We start from the raw sequence: 15,397 nt of genomic DNA on the forward strand, positions 1-15,397 counted from the left end.
CGGAAAAGGCGAGGCCGGCTTTTCCGAGGGCGGGGTAAAGGAAAGAGGCTCGGCGCTCCTTCGGACCAACCGTCGACCCGCTGGTTGCGAGCCGGCCGGCTGTTGTCTACTGGGCGCCGAGCCTCTTCCACCTCTGCCCCGCGGGGGGCTAACCACCGCCGATCTCAGCCCCCGTCGACTCAAGCCTGGCACTGGCCTGGTCAGCGTCGCGGGATCATCCGGTGGCCGAACTTCTTTGATCCGTTGGAGAAACGGGATATGACGACTCCCAAAACGATGCTCGTTCGCGGGCGTGGTGTCAACCTCTCCGGCGCCTACTTGAAGCCGTTGTAACACTTTTGCCCGGCCTGCTAAGTCAAACGAGGCAACGGAGGCCGGATAACATTACAGAGCCGTCTCAGCACTCACCGTGCTCGTTACCATCGGCAACCAGTCCTTCACCCGATCGGTACGACGACCGTTCCGGTGGCGCGGGTGATCACCAGCGGCTCCGCCAGTACTTCGGCCGCCGACTCCGACCGGTCCGCGCGCCCGCGGCAGACCACCGTCGCGACGAACTCGATCTCCCGGCTCCGGTTTCCGACCCGGGTGATCGTTGCCGTCACCTCGACCACGTCGCCGGCCCGCAGCGGTTGCAGGAACTGCACGTCGGAGTAGGAAGCGAACAATCCTTCATCTTCGTCGGCCTGGATGCACACCTCGGTCGCGACGTCGCCGAACAGGCCGAGCACGTACGCGCCGTCGACCAGGTTGCCGGCGTAGTGCGCGTGGCTGTACGGCACGTAGCGTCGGTGGGTGACGGACAGGCCGATGGTTGCCTTGGTCATGCAGTTCTCCGAGCGGGGGTGGGCTTGCGACGGGTGACGAGGGCATCGACGAGATAGCTGGCCACCTCGCCGGGAGTGGTACCGCGGCCGAACACCCGGTCGACGCCGAGCTCGCCGGCCATCGCCTCGGTGAAACGGGGGCCGCCAGCAACTAAAACAGGACGGGCGTCCTCGGAGTAGGCCTCGCGGAAGGCGGCCGACATCTCCTTGGTGTTCAGCACATGCGCTTCTCGCTGGGTGACCACCTGCGAGACCAGGATCGCGTCCGCCTTCTCCGCCTTGGCCCGCCGGACCAGTTCCGGTACGGCGACCTGGGCGCCGAGGTTGACCACCTTCAGCTCCCGGTAGTACTCCAGGCCCTTCTCCCCCGCGAATCCCTTGATGTTCATGATCGCGTCGATCCCGACGGTGTGCGCGTCGGTCCCGATGCAGGCACCGACCACCGTCAGCCGGCGGCGCAGGCCCTTGCGGATGGCGAGGTTCGCGTCCTTCGGCGACAGCAGCGGGTAGTCCCGCTCGATCACCTCGACCTTGCTGGTGTCGACCAGGTGGCTCACCGGCCCGTAGACGACGAAGAAGGTGAAGTCCGGGCCCATCGGCTTGGCGTGTACGACCAGCGCCGGGTCCATCCCCATCTTGTTGGCCAGCTGGATCGCCGCCCCCTCGGCCCGCTTGTCGTGCGGGACCGGCAACGTGAACGACATCTGCACCATGCCGTCACCGGTGGTGTCGCCATACGGCCGGATGATGCTCACTGCGCCTCCTCGAGGAGTTCGATCGCCGGGTTGTAGTACGCGGCGGACCGCTTGGCGACGCCGTCCAGGCCGCGGCCGGCGTCCTGCGGGCGCTTCATCAGACCGAAGGTGCCGTCGCCGATCGCGTTCAGCAGGCCGTCGTCGACGATCCGCTCCAGCAGCTCGACGGACTCCCCCAGCACCTGCCGGGCGCGCTGCGCGATGAAGCCGTCCGGTGCCGGGTGGAAGTCCTCATGAAGGTTGCCTGCGGCACCCAATACGTAGCGCACGTTCTGCAGCGCCAGGTCGCGGTCGGAGATCCACGGCGTCACCACCGCCTCGGTCATCATCCCGACCAGCAGGATGCCCTGACCCGTCATCGCCCCGACCAGGTTGAAGAAGCCGTCCAGCAGATAGCCGCGGAACACGTCGCCGGTCATGTGCCGGGTCGGCGGCATCCACTTCAGCGGCGCGTCCGGGAAGAGCTGCCGGGCCAGCATCGCGTGCGCCAGTTCCATCCGGAACGAGTCCGGGATCTCCGGGGTGATCTCGAAGGCGTGCCCCAGACCGAGCTGCCAGTCCTCGAGCCCTGCCTCCTTGGCGAAGTACTCGTTCAGCAACTGCGACACCGTCACCGTGTGCGCGGCCTCGACCGCGTCGGCGGTGGTCAGGTAGTTGTCCTCGCCGGTGTTGATGATGATCCCGGCGCGGGCGTGGATCTGCCGGCTGAACCGCTGGTCCACGAAGGTCCGGATCGGGTTGATGTCGCGGAACAGGATCCCGTACATCGAGTCGTTCAGCATCATGTCGAGCCGCTGCAGCCCCGCCAGCGTCGCGATCTCCGGCATGCACAACCCGGACGCGTAGTTGGTCAGCCGGATGTAGCGGCCGAGCTCCTTCGACGACTCGTCGAGCGCGGCGCGCATCAGCCGGAAGTTCTCCTGCGTGGCATACGTTCCGGCGAAACCCTCGCGGGTCGCCCCTTCGGGCACGTAGTCGAGCAGCGACTGGCCGGTGGACCGGATCACCGCGATGATGTCCGCGCCCGCTCGTGCGGCCGCCTGGGCCTGCGGGATGTCCTCGTAGATGTCGCCGGTGGCAACGATCAGGTAGATCCACGGCCGCTGCTCGGGATCGCCGTGCCGCTTGATCAACCGGTCCCGCTCACGCCGGCGTCCGTCGACCAGCTTCATCCCAGCCGCTGCCGACTTCCGCGCCGCCGCCCGAGCCCGTACTGCGTCGCGCCCCTCCGGCAGGCGGAACGTGACCGAGCCCGACGCGGCCTTCTGCGCCAGCACGGACAGGTCCTCGGCTTCACCCCTGAGCAACGCGTCCCACACCGGCAGGGCCAGGCCGTGCTCCAGGCCGACGTCGGCGCGCACGGTGTCGGCGAGCCGGTTCACCCACGGAATGCCTTCGGTGTCGGCGCCGGCCAGCCCCGCCAGGCGCAGTACGGCTCGCTCGACGGAGACGGTCGTGTGCTGCTTGGCGATGTTCACGATCGGGCGCCCGGCCTTGCGGGCCAGGCTGCGCGCCTTGCGCACCGTGACTGGATCCAGGTCCAGCTTTTTCACTGCACGGGTCACGAGGACCATCCTTCAGAGTCGTACACGATGCGGCCGCTGACCACGGTCCGCCGACAAACAGGCACAGGTGCCTCATCACTCAGGTCCGGCAGCACCGGTACGCCGGCGCGCGGGTCGGTCGACCAGGCCGCGACCCGCTGGTCGGGCGTCTGCACGACCAGTTCCGCGTCGCTCTCCCAGACCGCGTACGTCGCTGCCGAGCCGGGCGCGAGTACTCCGGCGTCGTCGATCCCGGCAGCTCGCCAGCCACCGCGGGTGTGCGCCGCGAACGCTGCCCGGACGGTGATGCGCTGGGAGGGCTCGTGGTGGAACGCGGCCGCGCGAACGGCTTCCCAGGCGCCGAGCTCAGTCACGGGTGCGTCGGAGCCGAAGGCGAGGACGACCCCGGAACGGGCGAGCGAACCGAACGGGTTCATGCCCGTCCAACGGTCACCCACGCGCTCGGCGTACATGTCGCTCGGTCCGCCCCACAAGCGGTCGAACATGGGCTGGACGCTCGCGACGACGCCACAGCGGGCGAGGGTCGCGATGGCCGCGTCGTCGACCATCTCGACGTGCTCCAGCCGGTGCCGCGCGGCGACGAGCGCCTGGACTCCGACCTTCTCGGCCGCCAACTCGAAGCCACGCGCGATGTTGTCGAGGGCTGCGTCGCCGATGCAGTGGAAGCCTGCCTGCACTGAGTTGGACTCCTTCCCCGCCCCACCGCCCCGGACTGGACGTTCGGTGCAGGCGACCACGTGCTCGGCGATCTGCTCGGCAGTGAGGTAAGCGTGACCGCGGTGGTCCGCGCGGTCGGAGTACGGGTCGCGGAGCGCGGCGGTGCGTGAGCCGAGTGCGCCGTCAGCATTGAGGTCGCCGGCCAGACCCGCGAGGCCGAACTCGTCGACGCGGTCGAACACGCCGGGCTCACCCCAGTACAGGGTGGCCGACAGCCCTAGCTCCTCGGCGGCCTGGCGAACGAGCGGGAGCTCCCACAGCGGCCCGATGTGCGGCGCCGCCATCTCGTGGAACGCCCCGATGCCACGCTCGGCCATCGCCTTCACAGCGGCTCGCGCGGCGGCCAGACGCTGGTCAGGCCCGAGCAACTCGCTGAGCGCGTCCCGGACGGCGTGGTGAGCGTCGCGCTCGACCCGGCCGTTCGGGTCGAAGCCTTCCTGCGCCGCCAGGCCTTCGACCGCGGCGATCAGCGAGGACGAGATGACGCCGGAGTGACCGTCGACCCGGGAAAGGTAGACGCGACGTCCGTCCGCCGCCCGGTCCAGCTCCGCGTTCGTGGGTGGGCGGCCTTCGGACCAGCTGGTCTCGTCCCAGCCCGAGCCGTCGATAAGCTCGTCCGGGCCGAGCTTCGCGGCGAAGGCGGCCAGGCGATCGAGGCACTCGGTCAGGCTGGCCGTGCCGGTCAGGTCGAGACCGGTCAGCAGCGCACCGGTCTGGGCGGCGTGCACGTGCGCGTCGACGAAGGCGGGCGCGACGAGCTTGCCCCGCAGGTCGATCACCTCGTCCGCGCCGGTCGCGTAGGAGGCCGCGCTGCTGTCATCGCCCAGCCAGGTGACGACACCGTCGTCGAAGGCGATCGCGGTCGCATGCGGGTCAGCGGGTGAGTAGACGGAACCGTTCGTCAGAAGTGTGCGCACAGGGCTAATCCTGCCCCTCCGCCTGCAGCCTGCCCTCGAAGAGGCCACGGACACCCGGCTCGGAGCGCAGCAGGTCGATCGCGTAGTCGGCGTGGCCGGGCACGAATCCGTTGCCCACCAGCATGGTGACGTCCGCGGCCAGTCCTTCGGCGCCGAGCGCCGCGGCCGAGAACGAGGTCGCCATCGAGAAGAAGATCACCGTGCCGCCGGCGGCCGTCGACAGTACCGCGCCGTGCTCGCACCCGGGCACGTCCACGCAGACGACGGTGATGTCCGCCGGTCCCCCGGCCTCCTCGACGGCCTTCGCCAGCGCGACCGGATCGCGAGCGTCCGCGAGGGCGACGACATCCGCCAGGCCGGCCGCGGTCAGCCGCTCGGCCTCGGCGTCGACCGGCACGATGCCGATGGTGCGCGCGGCTCCGGCCCGGCGGGCGGCGGCCAGCGAGAGCGAGCCGCTTTTACCTGCGCCGCCAATTACTGACACGACAGGCTTTATGCCTTTGTCGACATACTGGCGCACCACCCGCGCGGTCAGCGCCGGCGCACCGCAGACGTCCATCACCGCCAGCGACAACTCGGGAACCAGGTCGTCCGGAAGCTTCGCCACGATCGAGCGGGCGAACAGAATCGCGTGCCCCTGCGCCGGGACCTGCTCGCCGCGGCCGTCCCACTTCTCCAGTCCGTCGGTGATCCGCAGCGGCGTGAGCGTCAGCGACACCAGCGTCGCGACCCGATCGCCCTTCCGTACTCCGAGGGGCGACGCGGGGCCGACCTCGTCCACCACGCCGACGAGCATCCCGCCGGAGCCGGTGACGGGGTTCTGCATCTTCCCCCGGCTCCGGATGATCTCCAGCACCGCCGCCCGGACCGCGTCGCCGTCGCCGCCGTGCGCCTCGGCGAGTTGCCGGTAGGAGGCGGCGTCCAGGTTCAGCCGCTCGACGGAGATCCGGATCTCGTCCGGCCACAGCCCGGGTGACGCGTCGAGCCGCTGCGCGGCCTGCGGGAGGACCCCGGCGGGCTCGAGTACGCGGTGCAGTCCGACGGGTGAACCTGCTGTGTCCGGCACGGGGCCTCCTTCAAGAGAAATCTTGCGGTGTTCTAATGGATCTACCATAAGTTCTATCGCTATCCTTCCATGAGACCGACGTTGTCGTGGAGCCCCCCAGGAGGACTCGTGACCGATCTGATCAGCCCGGAGCTTGCTGCTGCCGAACTGAACGGCCAGCCGTACGCCTATCACCGGGCCGACCTAGTCGAGCCCGATTGGACCCGCATCCCCGGCTTCAAGGACGTCACCGCCGAGGAGTGGCGGTCCGTGCAGTGGCAGCGCTCACACTGCGTGAAGAACGTCAAGCAACTGCGCGACGTGATGGGCGACCTGCTCGAGGAGCGGGTCTACGAGGATCTGGCCCGCGACCAGGCCGAGCGCGCGACGATGTCGATGCTGCTGCCGCCCCAGATGCTCAACACGATCGTCCCGGCCGGCGCGTCCGCCGGCCAGGACTACACCGAGGCGTTCTACGCCGATCCGGTGCGCCGCTACATGCTGCCGATGTTCAGCGACCGCCGCGCTGACTGGCCGTCCCACCCGCACGCGACGAGGGACTCACTGCATGAGCACGAGATGTGGGCCACGGAGGGGTTGACCCACCGATACCCGACCAAGGTCCTGGCGGAGATCCTGCCGACGTGCCCGCAGTACTGCGGGCACTGCACGCGGATGGACCTGGTCGGGAACTCGACCCCGGTGATCGACAAGCTCAAATTCACCATCAAACCGCAGCAGCGCCTGGACGACATGCTCGACTACCTGCGCCGCAACCCCGGGGTGCGCGATGTCGTCGTGTCCGGTGGCGATGTGGCGAACATGCCCTGGCCGCGGCTGGAGGCGTTCCTCACCAGCCTGCTGGAGATCGAGAACATCCGCGACATCCGGCTGGCCACCAAGGCGCTGATGGGGATGCCGCAGCACTGGCTGTCCGACGACGTCCGGTCCGGCGTCGAGCGGGTCGCGTCGATCGCCCGCCGGCGTGGCGTGATGGTTGCCATGCACACCCATGTGAACGCCGCCCAGTCGGTGACTCCCCTGGTGGCCGAGGCGACCAAGGCGATGTTCGAGGCCGGCCTGCGCGACGTGCGGAACCAGGGCGTGCTGATGCGCGGCGTGAACGACTCGGTGCCGCAACTGCTCGATCTCTGCTTCGCGCTGCTCGACGGAGCCACCATCACGCCGTACTACTTCTACATGTGCGACATGATCCCGTTCTCCGAGCACTGGCGGGTGTCGGTCAAGGACGCGCAGCACCTGCAGCACGGCATCCTCGGCTACCTCCCCGGCTTCGCGACACCGCGGATCGTGTGCGACGTCCCGTACGTCGGCAAGCGGTGGGTCCACCAGTTGTCGGAGTACGACGAGGTCCGCGGCATCTCGTACTGGAAGAAGAACTACCGCACCGGGATCGAGCAGCAGGACCCGGACGCGCTCAACCGCACCTACGAGTACTACGACCCGATCGACACGCTGCCCGTCGAGGGTCAGGACTGGTGGAAGCAGCACGCGGGCGACTCCCTCGCCGAGGCCGAGAAGCGCGCCGCCGCCTCCCGGCAGGCCGCGGAGTCCCAGAAGCTCATTCAGATCAGCTGATCCAGTCCCCGGTGCCGCCCGCAGGGGACGGCACCGGGGGCTATTTCCCGCTACTGTCGTCGGAAGGGGACTAGCGGGGATGGTGGGTGGGATGGGCTGGTACAGCGTCAGGTGCATCTTCCAGCTGAACGAGATCAGGCCGGGCGAGTCTCCCTACGAGGAGCGCATCACGATGTGGCGCGCCGACGACTTCGACTCCGCGATCGAACTGGCCGAGGCCGAGGCGCTCGACTACATCGAGGAGACCGAGTTCGCCTACCTCGGGCTGGCCCAGTGCTTCTACCTGGGTGACGACATCCACCAGATCCACCCGGGCACCGAGGTCTACTCGCTGATCCGCAGCAGCGACCTCACGCCCGACCAGTACCTCGACACCTTCTTCGACACCGGCACCGAGCACCAGCGCAGTACGGACGAGTTGGACTAGAGCGCCGGTGGGCGCCGCTCGTACGGCGTACTGAGGACGATCGTGGTCGTGGTGGCGACGTTCGCCTTGGCCCGGATCACGGCCAGCAGGTTCTCCAGCGCGGCCGGAGTGGCGACGCGGACGATCAGGACGTAGCTGGAGTCGCCGGCGACCGAGTAGCAGGACTCGATCTCCCGGACCTCGCGCAGCCGCTCCGGCGAGTCGTCCGGCTGGGACGGATCGATCGGCCGGATCGAGATCAGCGCGGTCAGCGGCAGGTCGAGCGCGGTGTGGTCGATCGTTGCCGCGTATCCCTGGATGATCCCGCGCTGCTCCAGCCGCTTCACCCGCTGGTGCACCGCCGACGTGGACAGGCCGGTCGCCTTGCCCAGGTCGGTGAAGCTCATCCGCCCGTCGGACGCGAGCAACGCGACGATCTTGCGATCCAGGTCCTCCATGCGTTGACCATACTCTGAGAAACCGTTCCCCAGCATCTGGACTTGCAACGGTGGACAGGCAGGGGCGTGGGAATGGTCGGTGTCTTGTGAAAGCATCACCCGCATGGCTGAGACCACCGAGCAGCGGTTGATGTTGCTGGACACCGCGTCGCTGTACTTCCGCGCCTTCTTCGGAGTGCCCGACACGATGAAGGCGGCCGACGGTACGCCGACGAACGCGATCCGCGGGTTGCTCGACTTCATCGCGCGGCTGGTGGAGAACCACCGGCCGACGCACCTGGTCGCCTGCTGGGACGACAACTGGCGGCCGTCGTGGCGGGTGGCGCTGATTCCGTCGTACAAGGCGCAGCGGGTCGAGTTCGTCGCCACCGGGGGTGAGCAGATCGAGGACGTGCCGGACCGGCTGGAGGTCCAGGTGCCGTACATCCGGGCCGCGCTCGAGGCGCTGGGGATCGCGATCGTCGGCGCGGCGGACCACGAGGCCGACGACGTGATCGGCACCCTGTCGCACCAGGCGACGATGCCGGTCGACGTGGTCACCGGCGACCGGGACCTGTTCCAGTTGATCGACGACTCCCGCGGCATCCGGATCGTCTACACCGCGGCCAAGGGCGTCGGCCGGGCGGACGTGTACGACGAGAAGGCGCTGCTGGCGAAGTACGAGATCCCCGCCAACCGGTACGCCGACTACGCCACGCTGCGCGGCGACGCCTCCGACGGACTGCCCGGGGTGAAGGGCATCGGGGAGAAGACGGCCGCCTCACTGATCAGCGCGTACGGCGGGCTGGACGACATCCGGAAGGCGGCGGCCGACCCGAGTACGCCGATGTCGCCGGCCGTGAAGCGCAAGATCCTCGACGCGAGCGACTACCTCGACGTGGCACCGAAGGTGGTTGCCGTCGCCAAGGACGCGCCGGTCGGGACCTTCGACGCGACGCTTCCTTCCGAGGTGCACGACCCGGAGCGGTGGCTCGATCTGGTCGAGCTGCTCGAGCTCGGCGGGAGCGCGCAGCGGGTGATGTCCGCTCTCAACCTCGGCCCTCGGTCTTGATGTTGTTGCTGTCGTGATGTCTTGATTTCTTGAGGTCGAACGAAGGAGACGCGTGATCACCACCCTCGAGCTCGCCGCCCGTCATGGCGCTGACGTGATCGCCCTGCGCCGAGCGCTGCACCAGGTTCCGGAGTACGACCTCGAACTGCCGAAGACGCAGGCGCTGATCCTCGAAGCCCTGGAAGGTCTCGACCTGGAGATCACCCTGGGCAAGGAGCTCTCCTCGGTCACCGCCGTACTGCGCGGCGGCGCCGGCCCCGGGCCGGTCGTGCTGCTGCGCGGCGACATGGACGCGCTTCCCGTCACCGAGCGGGTGGACGTGCCGTTCGCGTCGACCCATCCCGGCCTGATGCATGCCTGCGGCCACGATCTCCACGTCGCGGGCCTGGTCGGCGCGGTCAAGATCCTGCACGACCTGCGCGACCAGCTCGCCGGGGACGTGGTGTTCATGTTCCAGCCGGGTGAGGAGACCAGTGGCGGCGCCCCGATCATGATCCGTGAGGGACTGCTCGACGTGGCCGGCCGGCGGGTCGATTCGGCGTACTGCCTGCATGTGCAGTCGGCGGGCGATCCACTCGGGGTGTGGAGCAGCAAGGCGGGCCCGCTGATGGCAGCCGCCGACCAGTTGCACGTGCGGGTCGTCGGCGAGGGCGCCCACGGGTCGGAACCGTTCAACGGCAAGGACCCGATCCCGGTGCTGTGCGAGATCGTGGTCGCGCTGCAGACGATGGTGACGCGGCAGTTCGACGTGTTCGACCCGGTCGTGCTCACCGTCGGCCGGATCGCCGGCGGCACCAAGGAGAACATCATCCCGGACGACGCGTTCTTCGACGCCACCGTCCGTACCTTCTCCGCCGAGTCGCAGGCGAGGATCCAGGAATCCAGCGTCCGGCTGATCGAGCACCTGGCCGCGGCCCACGGCCTCACCGCCGAGGTCGAGTACCGCGTCGGCTACCCCGTCACGGTGAACGACGAGCAGGAGTACCTCTTCGCCCGCGAGACGATCACCGACCTCTTCGGCCCCACCCGCTTCCGCGAACGAGCCCACGCCGAATGCGGCGCCGAAGACATGTCGTACGTCCTGAACGAGGTCCCCGGCGCCTACGTGAACCTCAGCGCCTGCCCGTCCCCCGACCACCACCGCGCCGCCGACAACCACTCCCCCTTGGCCAACTTCGACGACTCGATCCTCCCCGACGCCTCCGCCCTACTGGCCGAACTAGCCCTCCGCCGCCTGACCCGCGGCTGAGCAGGCGGAGCCAGGTCTGAGCAGGTGTGAACCCGGGTACCGGGCTGGTGCCCCCGGTCGGCCGCTCGCACGTACGGCCGGGGGTCTGTCTAGCAGCTTGGAGGGCTGATGATGAGTACCGGCCAGGTCAACCCCATGCCGTTCGAGGACCCCGACAACCCGTCGCAGAACGACCCTGAGACGGCGCCTTCCGACAAGACTCGCGCGGAGGCCGAAGATCCGCTGTACGAGAGCGGTGAGCCCGACCCGGACGAAGCGCCCGTCGAGGAAGACCCCAACGATCAACTTCCTCGAGAATAGGTACGAAGCGGTCAGCCTCCCGAGTGATCAGTTGACCGGACGCAGTTGAGCGCCTGCCGCGCGATCTCCCATTCCTCGTCGGTGGGGATCACCAGTACTGCGACCGGGCTGTCCGCGGCGGACACCGCACGACCTTCGTCAGCAGACGCGGTGTTGCGCGACTCGTCGATCTGGATGCCGAGCCGTTCGAGGCCCGCCAGCGAGGTCGCTCGCATCTCCGCGGAGTTCTGGCCCACTCCTGCCGTGAAGACGATCGCGTCGACGGTGCCGAGCACGGCGTAGTACGCGCCGACGTACTTCTTGATCCGGTAGCAGTAGACATCGAACGCCAGTTGAGCCCGTACGTCGCCGGCGGCCCGCCGACGGGAGAGTTCGCGGAAGTCGTTCTCCCCCGCCAATCCCTTCAGGCCCGACTCGAAGTTCAGCGCGTGGTCGATCTCGTCCATGCTCCAGCCGAGTTCGCGGACCAGGTGCGCGTGGACCGCCGGGTCCAAATCACCCGACCGCGTGCCCATCACCAGGCCTTCGAGCGGCGTCATCCCCATCGAGGTGTCGACCGACTCCCCACCACGCACCGCCGCCGCTGAGCAGCCGTTCCCGAGGTGGAGCACGATCAGGTTCAGCTCAGCCAGGTCCCGCCCGAGCAGCCGCGCTGCCTGCTCGGAGGCGAACGCGTACGAGGTGCCGTGGAAGCCGTACCGGCGGATCCCGTGATCCTTCAGCCACTCCGCAGGAACCGCGTAGGTGTAGGCATGCGGTTCAAGGGTTTGGTGGAAGGCCGTGTCGAACACCGCGACCTGCGGAAGGTCGGGAAACAGCCGACGGGCCACTGTGATGCCCTCGAGATTGGCCGGATTGTGCAACGGCGCCAGCGGTACGAGGTCGGTGACCGCGGCAACCAACTCGTCGTCGACGAGGGCCGGGTCAGCGAACCGGGACCCGCCATGGACGACGCGGTGGCCGACGGCGGCGATCTCGACGTCGTCGAGGGACGGACCCTGCGTCTCGAAGGCATCCACTGCCGCGCGCAGCGCGTCCTCGTGGGACGCGAACCTCCGCGTGGTCTGCTTCTCACCCTGCGGGCCGCGGTGACGATGGTGACCTTCCGGCTCGCCGATCCGCTCGACCAGGCCGGACGCGGCGGCCTTTCCGGAGGCAGCGTCGACCAGGCTGTACTTCAGCGACGACGAGCCCGTGTTGATCACCAGCACGTGATCGCTCATCGGCCGCTCCCCTCATCGGAAACCAGGGCGCCTTGCTGCGCTTGGATGGCGGTGATCGCCACGGTGTTGATGATGTCCCGCACGGTCGCTCCTCGGGAAAGGTCGTTCACAGGCTTCTTCAGGCCCTGCAGCACCGGCCCGACAGCGACCGCGTTCGCCGAGCGCTGCACTGCCTTGTAGGTGTTGTTGCCCGTGTTGAGGTCGGGGAAGATGAACACCGTCGCCCGGCCCGCTACCGCCGAATCCGGCAGTTTCGTCTTGGCCACGGCACTGTCGATCGCGGCGTCGTACTGGATCGGCCCTTCAACCAGAAGTTCGGGCGTCCGCTCGCGCACGATCGCCGTTGCCTTCGACACCTTTTCCACGTCGGATCCCGTGCCGGACGTACCGGTCGAGTACGACAGCATCGCGACCCGCGGCTCGACGCCGAAGGCCGCCGCGGTCGCGGCCGAGGAGATCGCGATGTCGGCGAGTTGCTCGGCCGTCGGATCGGGGTTGACCGCGCAGTCGCCGTACACGAGGACCTGGTTCTCCAGGCACATGAAGAACACCGAGGAGACCACGGACACGCCTGGCCACGTCTTGACGACCTCGAGCGCCGGCCGAATCGTATGCGCGGTGGTGTGGATGGCGCCCGACACCATCCCGTCGGCCAGACCGAGCTGCACCATCATGGTGCCAAAGTACGAGACGTCCTTGATCAGGTCGCGGGCCCGGTCGAGGTCAACACCCCGGTGCTGGCGCAGCCGGTGGTACTCCACTGCGAACCGCTCCCCCAGTTCCTCGTCGTCGGCGGGATTGACGATCCGCGCCGCCGAGATGTCCACGCCCAGGCCGGCCGCCTTCGCACTGATCACGACCGGGTCGCCGAGCAGGGACAGTCGCGCCACCCCGCGGCGCAGCAGTACGTCGGCCGCCCGCAGGATCCGCTCCTCCTCGCCCTCCGGCAACACGATGTGCTTGCGATCGGCAACCGCCACGTCGATCAGCTGATGCTCGAACATCAGCGGAGTCACCGCGCTGCTGCGCGCCACCGCGAGCCGATCCAGCAGCGCGGATCCGTCGACATGCTGGTCGAACAACGCGAGCGCCGTGTCCACCTTCCGCGGGGTGCTCTTCGTGACCCGGCCCCGTACTGCGGTCAGCGCGGTGGAGGTCGCGTGCGTACCGAGCCCGGTCTCGATGATCGGCATGGTGCTCCCGATCCCCTCGATCAGCCGCAGCACCTGTTCCGGCAGCGCGAACCCGCCGTTGAGGAAGATCGCCGAGACCTGCGGGAAGTTCTGCGAGGCGTTCGCCATCAGTACGCCGACGACGACCTCGGGCCGGTCCGCCGCGGTGATCACGGCCGCCCCCTCGAACAGCCGATCGAGCACGTTCGGCATGGTCATCCCGGCGACCACCAGGCCGCTCACCTCGCGGGACAGTAGCCGCGGGTCGCCGCTGAGCACCTGCCCGTCAACCGCGCTCATCAGATCCGCCACGGCGGGCGCACTCAGCAGTGCCTCCTCCGGAATCGCGTACGCCGGTACGTCGGCGCTCGCCAGCGCGGCAACCGTTGGGGCGAGCTGATCCTGGTCCACCCGGTTCGCGATCACCGCGAACAGGGAGCCGTGATTGGCCGCGAGCTCCCCACCGGCCATGTCGGCCAGCGTCCGCAGATCCTCGGGGCTACGCCCGTGACCATTGAGCACGAGCAGCACAGGCGCGCCCAGATTGGCGGCGATCCTCGCGTTGTAGGAGAACTCAGTCGGCGTACCCACGTCGGTGTAGTCGCTCCCGACGATGAGCACGGGATCTCCCCGCTCAGCCACATCGCGATACCGCTGCACGATCCGATCCAGCGCGGCATTGGGGTCCTGGTGCACCTCGTCATAGGTGACGCCCACGCACTCCTCGTACGGCAACTCGACCGCCTCGTGCGAGGTCAGAAGATCCAGCACGTAGTCGCGCCCGCCGTACAGCGCGGTGTCCGGCCGCACGATCGGCCGAAACACCGCCACCCGCTCCACCCGCCGCGACAACTGCTCCAGCACCCCCAGAGCCACCGTCGACTTCCCGGTATACCCCTCCACCGACGCGACGTACACGCTGCTTCCCATGCACGAACCCTAATCACACCCCGACCGGAGAATCCCTTCGGACGCGCTCCGGACCGCTGGCCGGCTGATGAGAGAGCGGGGTGGGTGCTGATACCCGCTAGGGCGAAATCCAGCCCGTCAGGACGGCGACTCCGGCGGCGAGCTGGAGGACAAGGCGGAACGGATGCGCCGGCGCCGGGCGGACGACGAAGAAGCCGAGGTCGTCGATCTCCGCAGTACCGGCATCTTCGGCGTCGGTCGAGAGTCTCACCGTGCCGCCCTGTGGGGGGCTGATCTGTCCGAGCACTTCGTGCGGCGTCAACTCCAGCTCGATGGTCAACACATCGGAGGAGAAGGTGAGCGTGCGCAGCGTCGCGTTCTCCGCGCGGGTGAGGGCGAGCTCCGCGGTGTCCCACTCGGAGTCGTACGTCAGCGCCGCGAGCTCGGCGTCGATCGTGCGCCACGCGTACGCAGCCTTCCCCGTCTCCACGAAACCGGCCGGAACCGCCCGTGCGGTGGTCAGCGCGTCGCGCAGTACCTCCAGCAGCCGATCGTCATCTGTCCACCACTGGCTGGTCATGCCGCTCACCTTCTTCCGGCTTGAGGGCGGGGTCGTTCCGGATTCCGATCAGCGCGGCGAGAGCCGGCGCACGGCGCAATCGGTCCAGGCACCGGGCCCGGTTGGGGCCGATGCTTCCGACCGGCATGTGCAGCTTCTGGCTGATCTCGGAGTACGGCGCCGGCGGGTCCTGCACGATCATCGACAGCAACGACTGGCAGCGAGGCGACAGTTGCCCGAAGGCGGCCCTGACGACCTCGCGCCGCTCGTGCGCCAGCAGTTCCTCGTCGACCGGGCGCACACCGTCCGCACCCCCAGGGTCGACATCCGCCGGATCGACCGGCTCGGTCCGCCGTCCGACCCGCACCAGGCGCAAGCACTCGCGTTGGGTCGTGGTGACGATCCAGCCCGGCAAGGCGGCCGGATCACGCAGGCCGGGCAGGTGCTCGACCAGCGACAACCACACGCTCTGACCGACGTCGTCGACATCTTCCGCGGACAGCCGGAACCGTCGGCTGACCGTCCAGACCAGCGGTGCGTACCGCTCCACCAAGTCGTCCCAGGCACTCTTGTCGCCGCTCCGGGCGGCCGCGACCATTCGGATCACGGTCGGGTCATCGCGCATACCGTGTCTCCTTCGCGGGT

The 15,397-nt window shown here is 68.6% G+C and carries 15 protein-coding genes; 5 read left to right on the forward strand and 10 right to left on the reverse strand.

Annotated features, from left to right (window positions below):
* Positions 1-437 precede the first annotated feature (437 nt).
* Genes kal through kdd form a run of 5 tightly spaced genes read right to left on the reverse strand, consistent with a single transcriptional unit; the run spans position 438 to position 5,847 of the window.
* A complete protein-coding gene (gene kal, locus ABD255_RS12610; protein WP_344213201.1) occupies positions 438-827 on the reverse strand; it encodes a 3-aminobutyryl-CoA ammonia lyase in 390 nt (129 codons plus the stop codon).
* Entirely contained in the window at positions 824-1,582 is a 759-nt protein-coding gene (gene kamE, locus ABD255_RS12615; protein ID WP_344213203.1) for a lysine 5,6-aminomutase subunit beta, read from the reverse strand. Before kamE ends, kal begins: the two co-directional genes overlap by 4 nt.
* Positions 1,579-3,147 carry a lysine 5,6-aminomutase subunit alpha gene (gene kamD / locus ABD255_RS12620; protein ID WP_425554407.1) on the reverse strand — a complete coding sequence of 523 codons (1,569 nt, stop codon included), beginning with the start codon at positions 3,145-3,147 and terminating at the stop codon, positions 1,579-1,581. Before kamD ends, kamE begins: the two co-directional genes overlap by 4 nt.
* Complete coding sequence (locus ABD255_RS12625; RefSeq protein WP_344213207.1) at positions 3,144-4,781, reverse strand: amidohydrolase; 1,638 nt, start codon at positions 4,779-4,781, stop codon at positions 3,144-3,146. Before ABD255_RS12625 ends, kamD begins: the two co-directional genes overlap by 4 nt.
* Before the next feature lie 4 nt (positions 4,782-4,785).
* Positions 4,786-5,847 (reverse strand): L-erythro-3,5-diaminohexanoate dehydrogenase, encoded by a 1,062-nt coding sequence (gene kdd, locus ABD255_RS12630; RefSeq protein WP_344213209.1) that lies wholly within the window; start codon positions 5,845-5,847, stop codon positions 4,786-4,788.
* A 108-nt stretch (positions 5,848-5,955) separates the two neighbouring features.
* Here kdd and ABD255_RS12635 point away from each other — a divergent pair, with 108 nt between their 5' ends.
* Complete coding sequence (locus tag ABD255_RS12635) at positions 5,956-7,425, forward strand: KamA family radical SAM protein (protein ID WP_344213211.1); 1,470 nt, start codon at positions 5,956-5,958, stop codon at positions 7,423-7,425.
* 91 nt (positions 7,426-7,516) lie between these two features.
* Positions 7,517-7,852 (forward strand): hypothetical protein, encoded by a 336-nt coding sequence (locus tag ABD255_RS12640; RefSeq protein WP_344213213.1) that lies wholly within the window; start codon positions 7,517-7,519, stop codon positions 7,850-7,852.
* Here the strand turns inward: ABD255_RS12640 and ABD255_RS12645 are convergent.
* Positions 7,849-8,289 carry an Lrp/AsnC family transcriptional regulator gene (locus ABD255_RS12645; protein ID WP_344213215.1) on the reverse strand — a complete coding sequence of 147 codons (441 nt, stop codon included), beginning with the start codon at positions 8,287-8,289 and terminating at the stop codon, positions 7,849-7,851. The two genes, ABD255_RS12640 and ABD255_RS12645, sit on opposite strands and share 4 nt — an antisense overlap.
* Positions 8,290-8,419: 130 nt before the next feature.
* On the opposite strand from ABD255_RS12645, the gene ABD255_RS12650 reads away from it, so the two are divergent.
* The 3 genes from ABD255_RS12650 to ABD255_RS12660 all read left to right on the forward strand — a co-directional run bounded on the left by ABD255_RS12650 (position 8,420) and on the right by ABD255_RS12660 (position 10,889).
* A complete protein-coding gene (locus ABD255_RS12650; protein ID WP_344213865.1) occupies positions 8,420-9,340 on the forward strand; it encodes a 5'-3' exonuclease in 921 nt (306 codons plus the stop codon).
* Positions 9,341-9,392: 52 nt separating this feature from the next.
* On the forward strand, positions 9,393-10,589 hold the full coding sequence (locus ABD255_RS12655) for a M20 metallopeptidase family protein (RefSeq protein WP_344213217.1): 1,197 nt from the start codon (positions 9,393-9,395) through the stop codon (positions 10,587-10,589).
* Between the two features lie 108 nt (positions 10,590-10,697).
* On the forward strand, positions 10,698-10,889 hold the full coding sequence (locus ABD255_RS12660) for a hypothetical protein (protein ID WP_344213219.1): 192 nt from the start codon (positions 10,698-10,700) through the stop codon (positions 10,887-10,889).
* 11 nt (positions 10,890-10,900) lie between these two features.
* Here the strand turns inward: ABD255_RS12660 and ABD255_RS12665 are convergent, their stop codons facing one another.
* From ABD255_RS12665 to ABD255_RS12680, 4 genes are all read right to left on the reverse strand, one after another.
* A complete protein-coding gene (locus ABD255_RS12665; protein WP_344213220.1) occupies positions 10,901-12,112 on the reverse strand; it encodes an acetate/propionate family kinase in 1,212 nt (403 codons plus the stop codon).
* Positions 12,109-14,214, reverse strand: coding sequence for a phosphate acetyltransferase (gene pta / locus ABD255_RS12670; RefSeq protein WP_344213222.1), 2,106 nt, complete (start codon positions 14,212-14,214; stop codon positions 12,109-12,111). Before pta ends, ABD255_RS12665 begins: the two co-directional genes overlap by 4 nt.
* Positions 14,215-14,311: 97 nt before the next feature.
* Positions 14,312-14,773 carry a hypothetical protein gene (locus ABD255_RS12675; protein ID WP_344213224.1) on the reverse strand — a complete coding sequence of 154 codons (462 nt, stop codon included), beginning with the start codon at positions 14,771-14,773 and terminating at the stop codon, positions 14,312-14,314.
* Positions 14,748-15,377, reverse strand: coding sequence for an RNA polymerase sigma factor (locus tag ABD255_RS12680; protein WP_344213226.1), 630 nt, complete (start codon positions 15,375-15,377; stop codon positions 14,748-14,750). Before ABD255_RS12680 ends, ABD255_RS12675 begins: the two co-directional genes overlap by 26 nt.
* Between the last annotated feature and the right edge of the window lie 20 nt (positions 15,378-15,397).

Origin of the sequence: Kribbella sancticallisti, assembly GCF_039530625.1 — a bacterium.
GTDB lineage: Bacteria > Actinomycetota > Actinomycetes > Propionibacteriales > Kribbellaceae > Kribbella > Kribbella sancticallisti.

What these genes read in the sequence shown, in the direction of transcription:
- ABD255_RS12660 (WP_344213219.1), top strand. Translation starts at nt 10,698, where the DNA reads ATGATGAGTACCGGCCAGGTCAACCCCATGCCGTTCGAGGACCCCGAC.
- pta (WP_344213222.1), bottom strand. Translation starts at nt 14,214, where the DNA reads ATGGGAAGCAGCGTGTACGTCGCGTCGGTGGAGGGGTATACCGGGAAG.
- ABD255_RS12640 (WP_344213213.1), top strand. Translation starts at nt 7,517, where the DNA reads ATGGGCTGGTACAGCGTCAGGTGCATCTTCCAGCTGAACGAGATCAGG.
- ABD255_RS12645 (WP_344213215.1), bottom strand. Translation starts at nt 8,289, where the DNA reads ATGGAGGACCTGGATCGCAAGATCGTCGCGTTGCTCGCGTCCGACGGG.
- ABD255_RS12665 (WP_344213220.1), bottom strand. Translation starts at nt 12,112, where the DNA reads ATGAGCGATCACGTGCTGGTGATCAACACGGGCTCGTCGTCGCTGAAG.
- ABD255_RS12675 (WP_344213224.1), bottom strand. Translation starts at nt 14,773, where the DNA reads ATGACCAGCCAGTGGTGGACAGATGACGATCGGCTGCTGGAGGTACTG.
- kal (WP_344213201.1), bottom strand. Translation starts at nt 827, where the DNA reads ATGACCAAGGCAACCATCGGCCTGTCCGTCACCCACCGACGCTACGTG.
- ABD255_RS12650 (WP_344213865.1), top strand. Translation starts at nt 8,420, where the DNA reads ATGTTGCTGGACACCGCGTCGCTGTACTTCCGCGCCTTCTTCGGAGTG.
- ABD255_RS12680 (WP_344213226.1), bottom strand. Translation starts at nt 15,377, where the DNA reads ATGCGCGATGACCCGACCGTGATCCGAATGGTCGCGGCCGCCCGGAGC.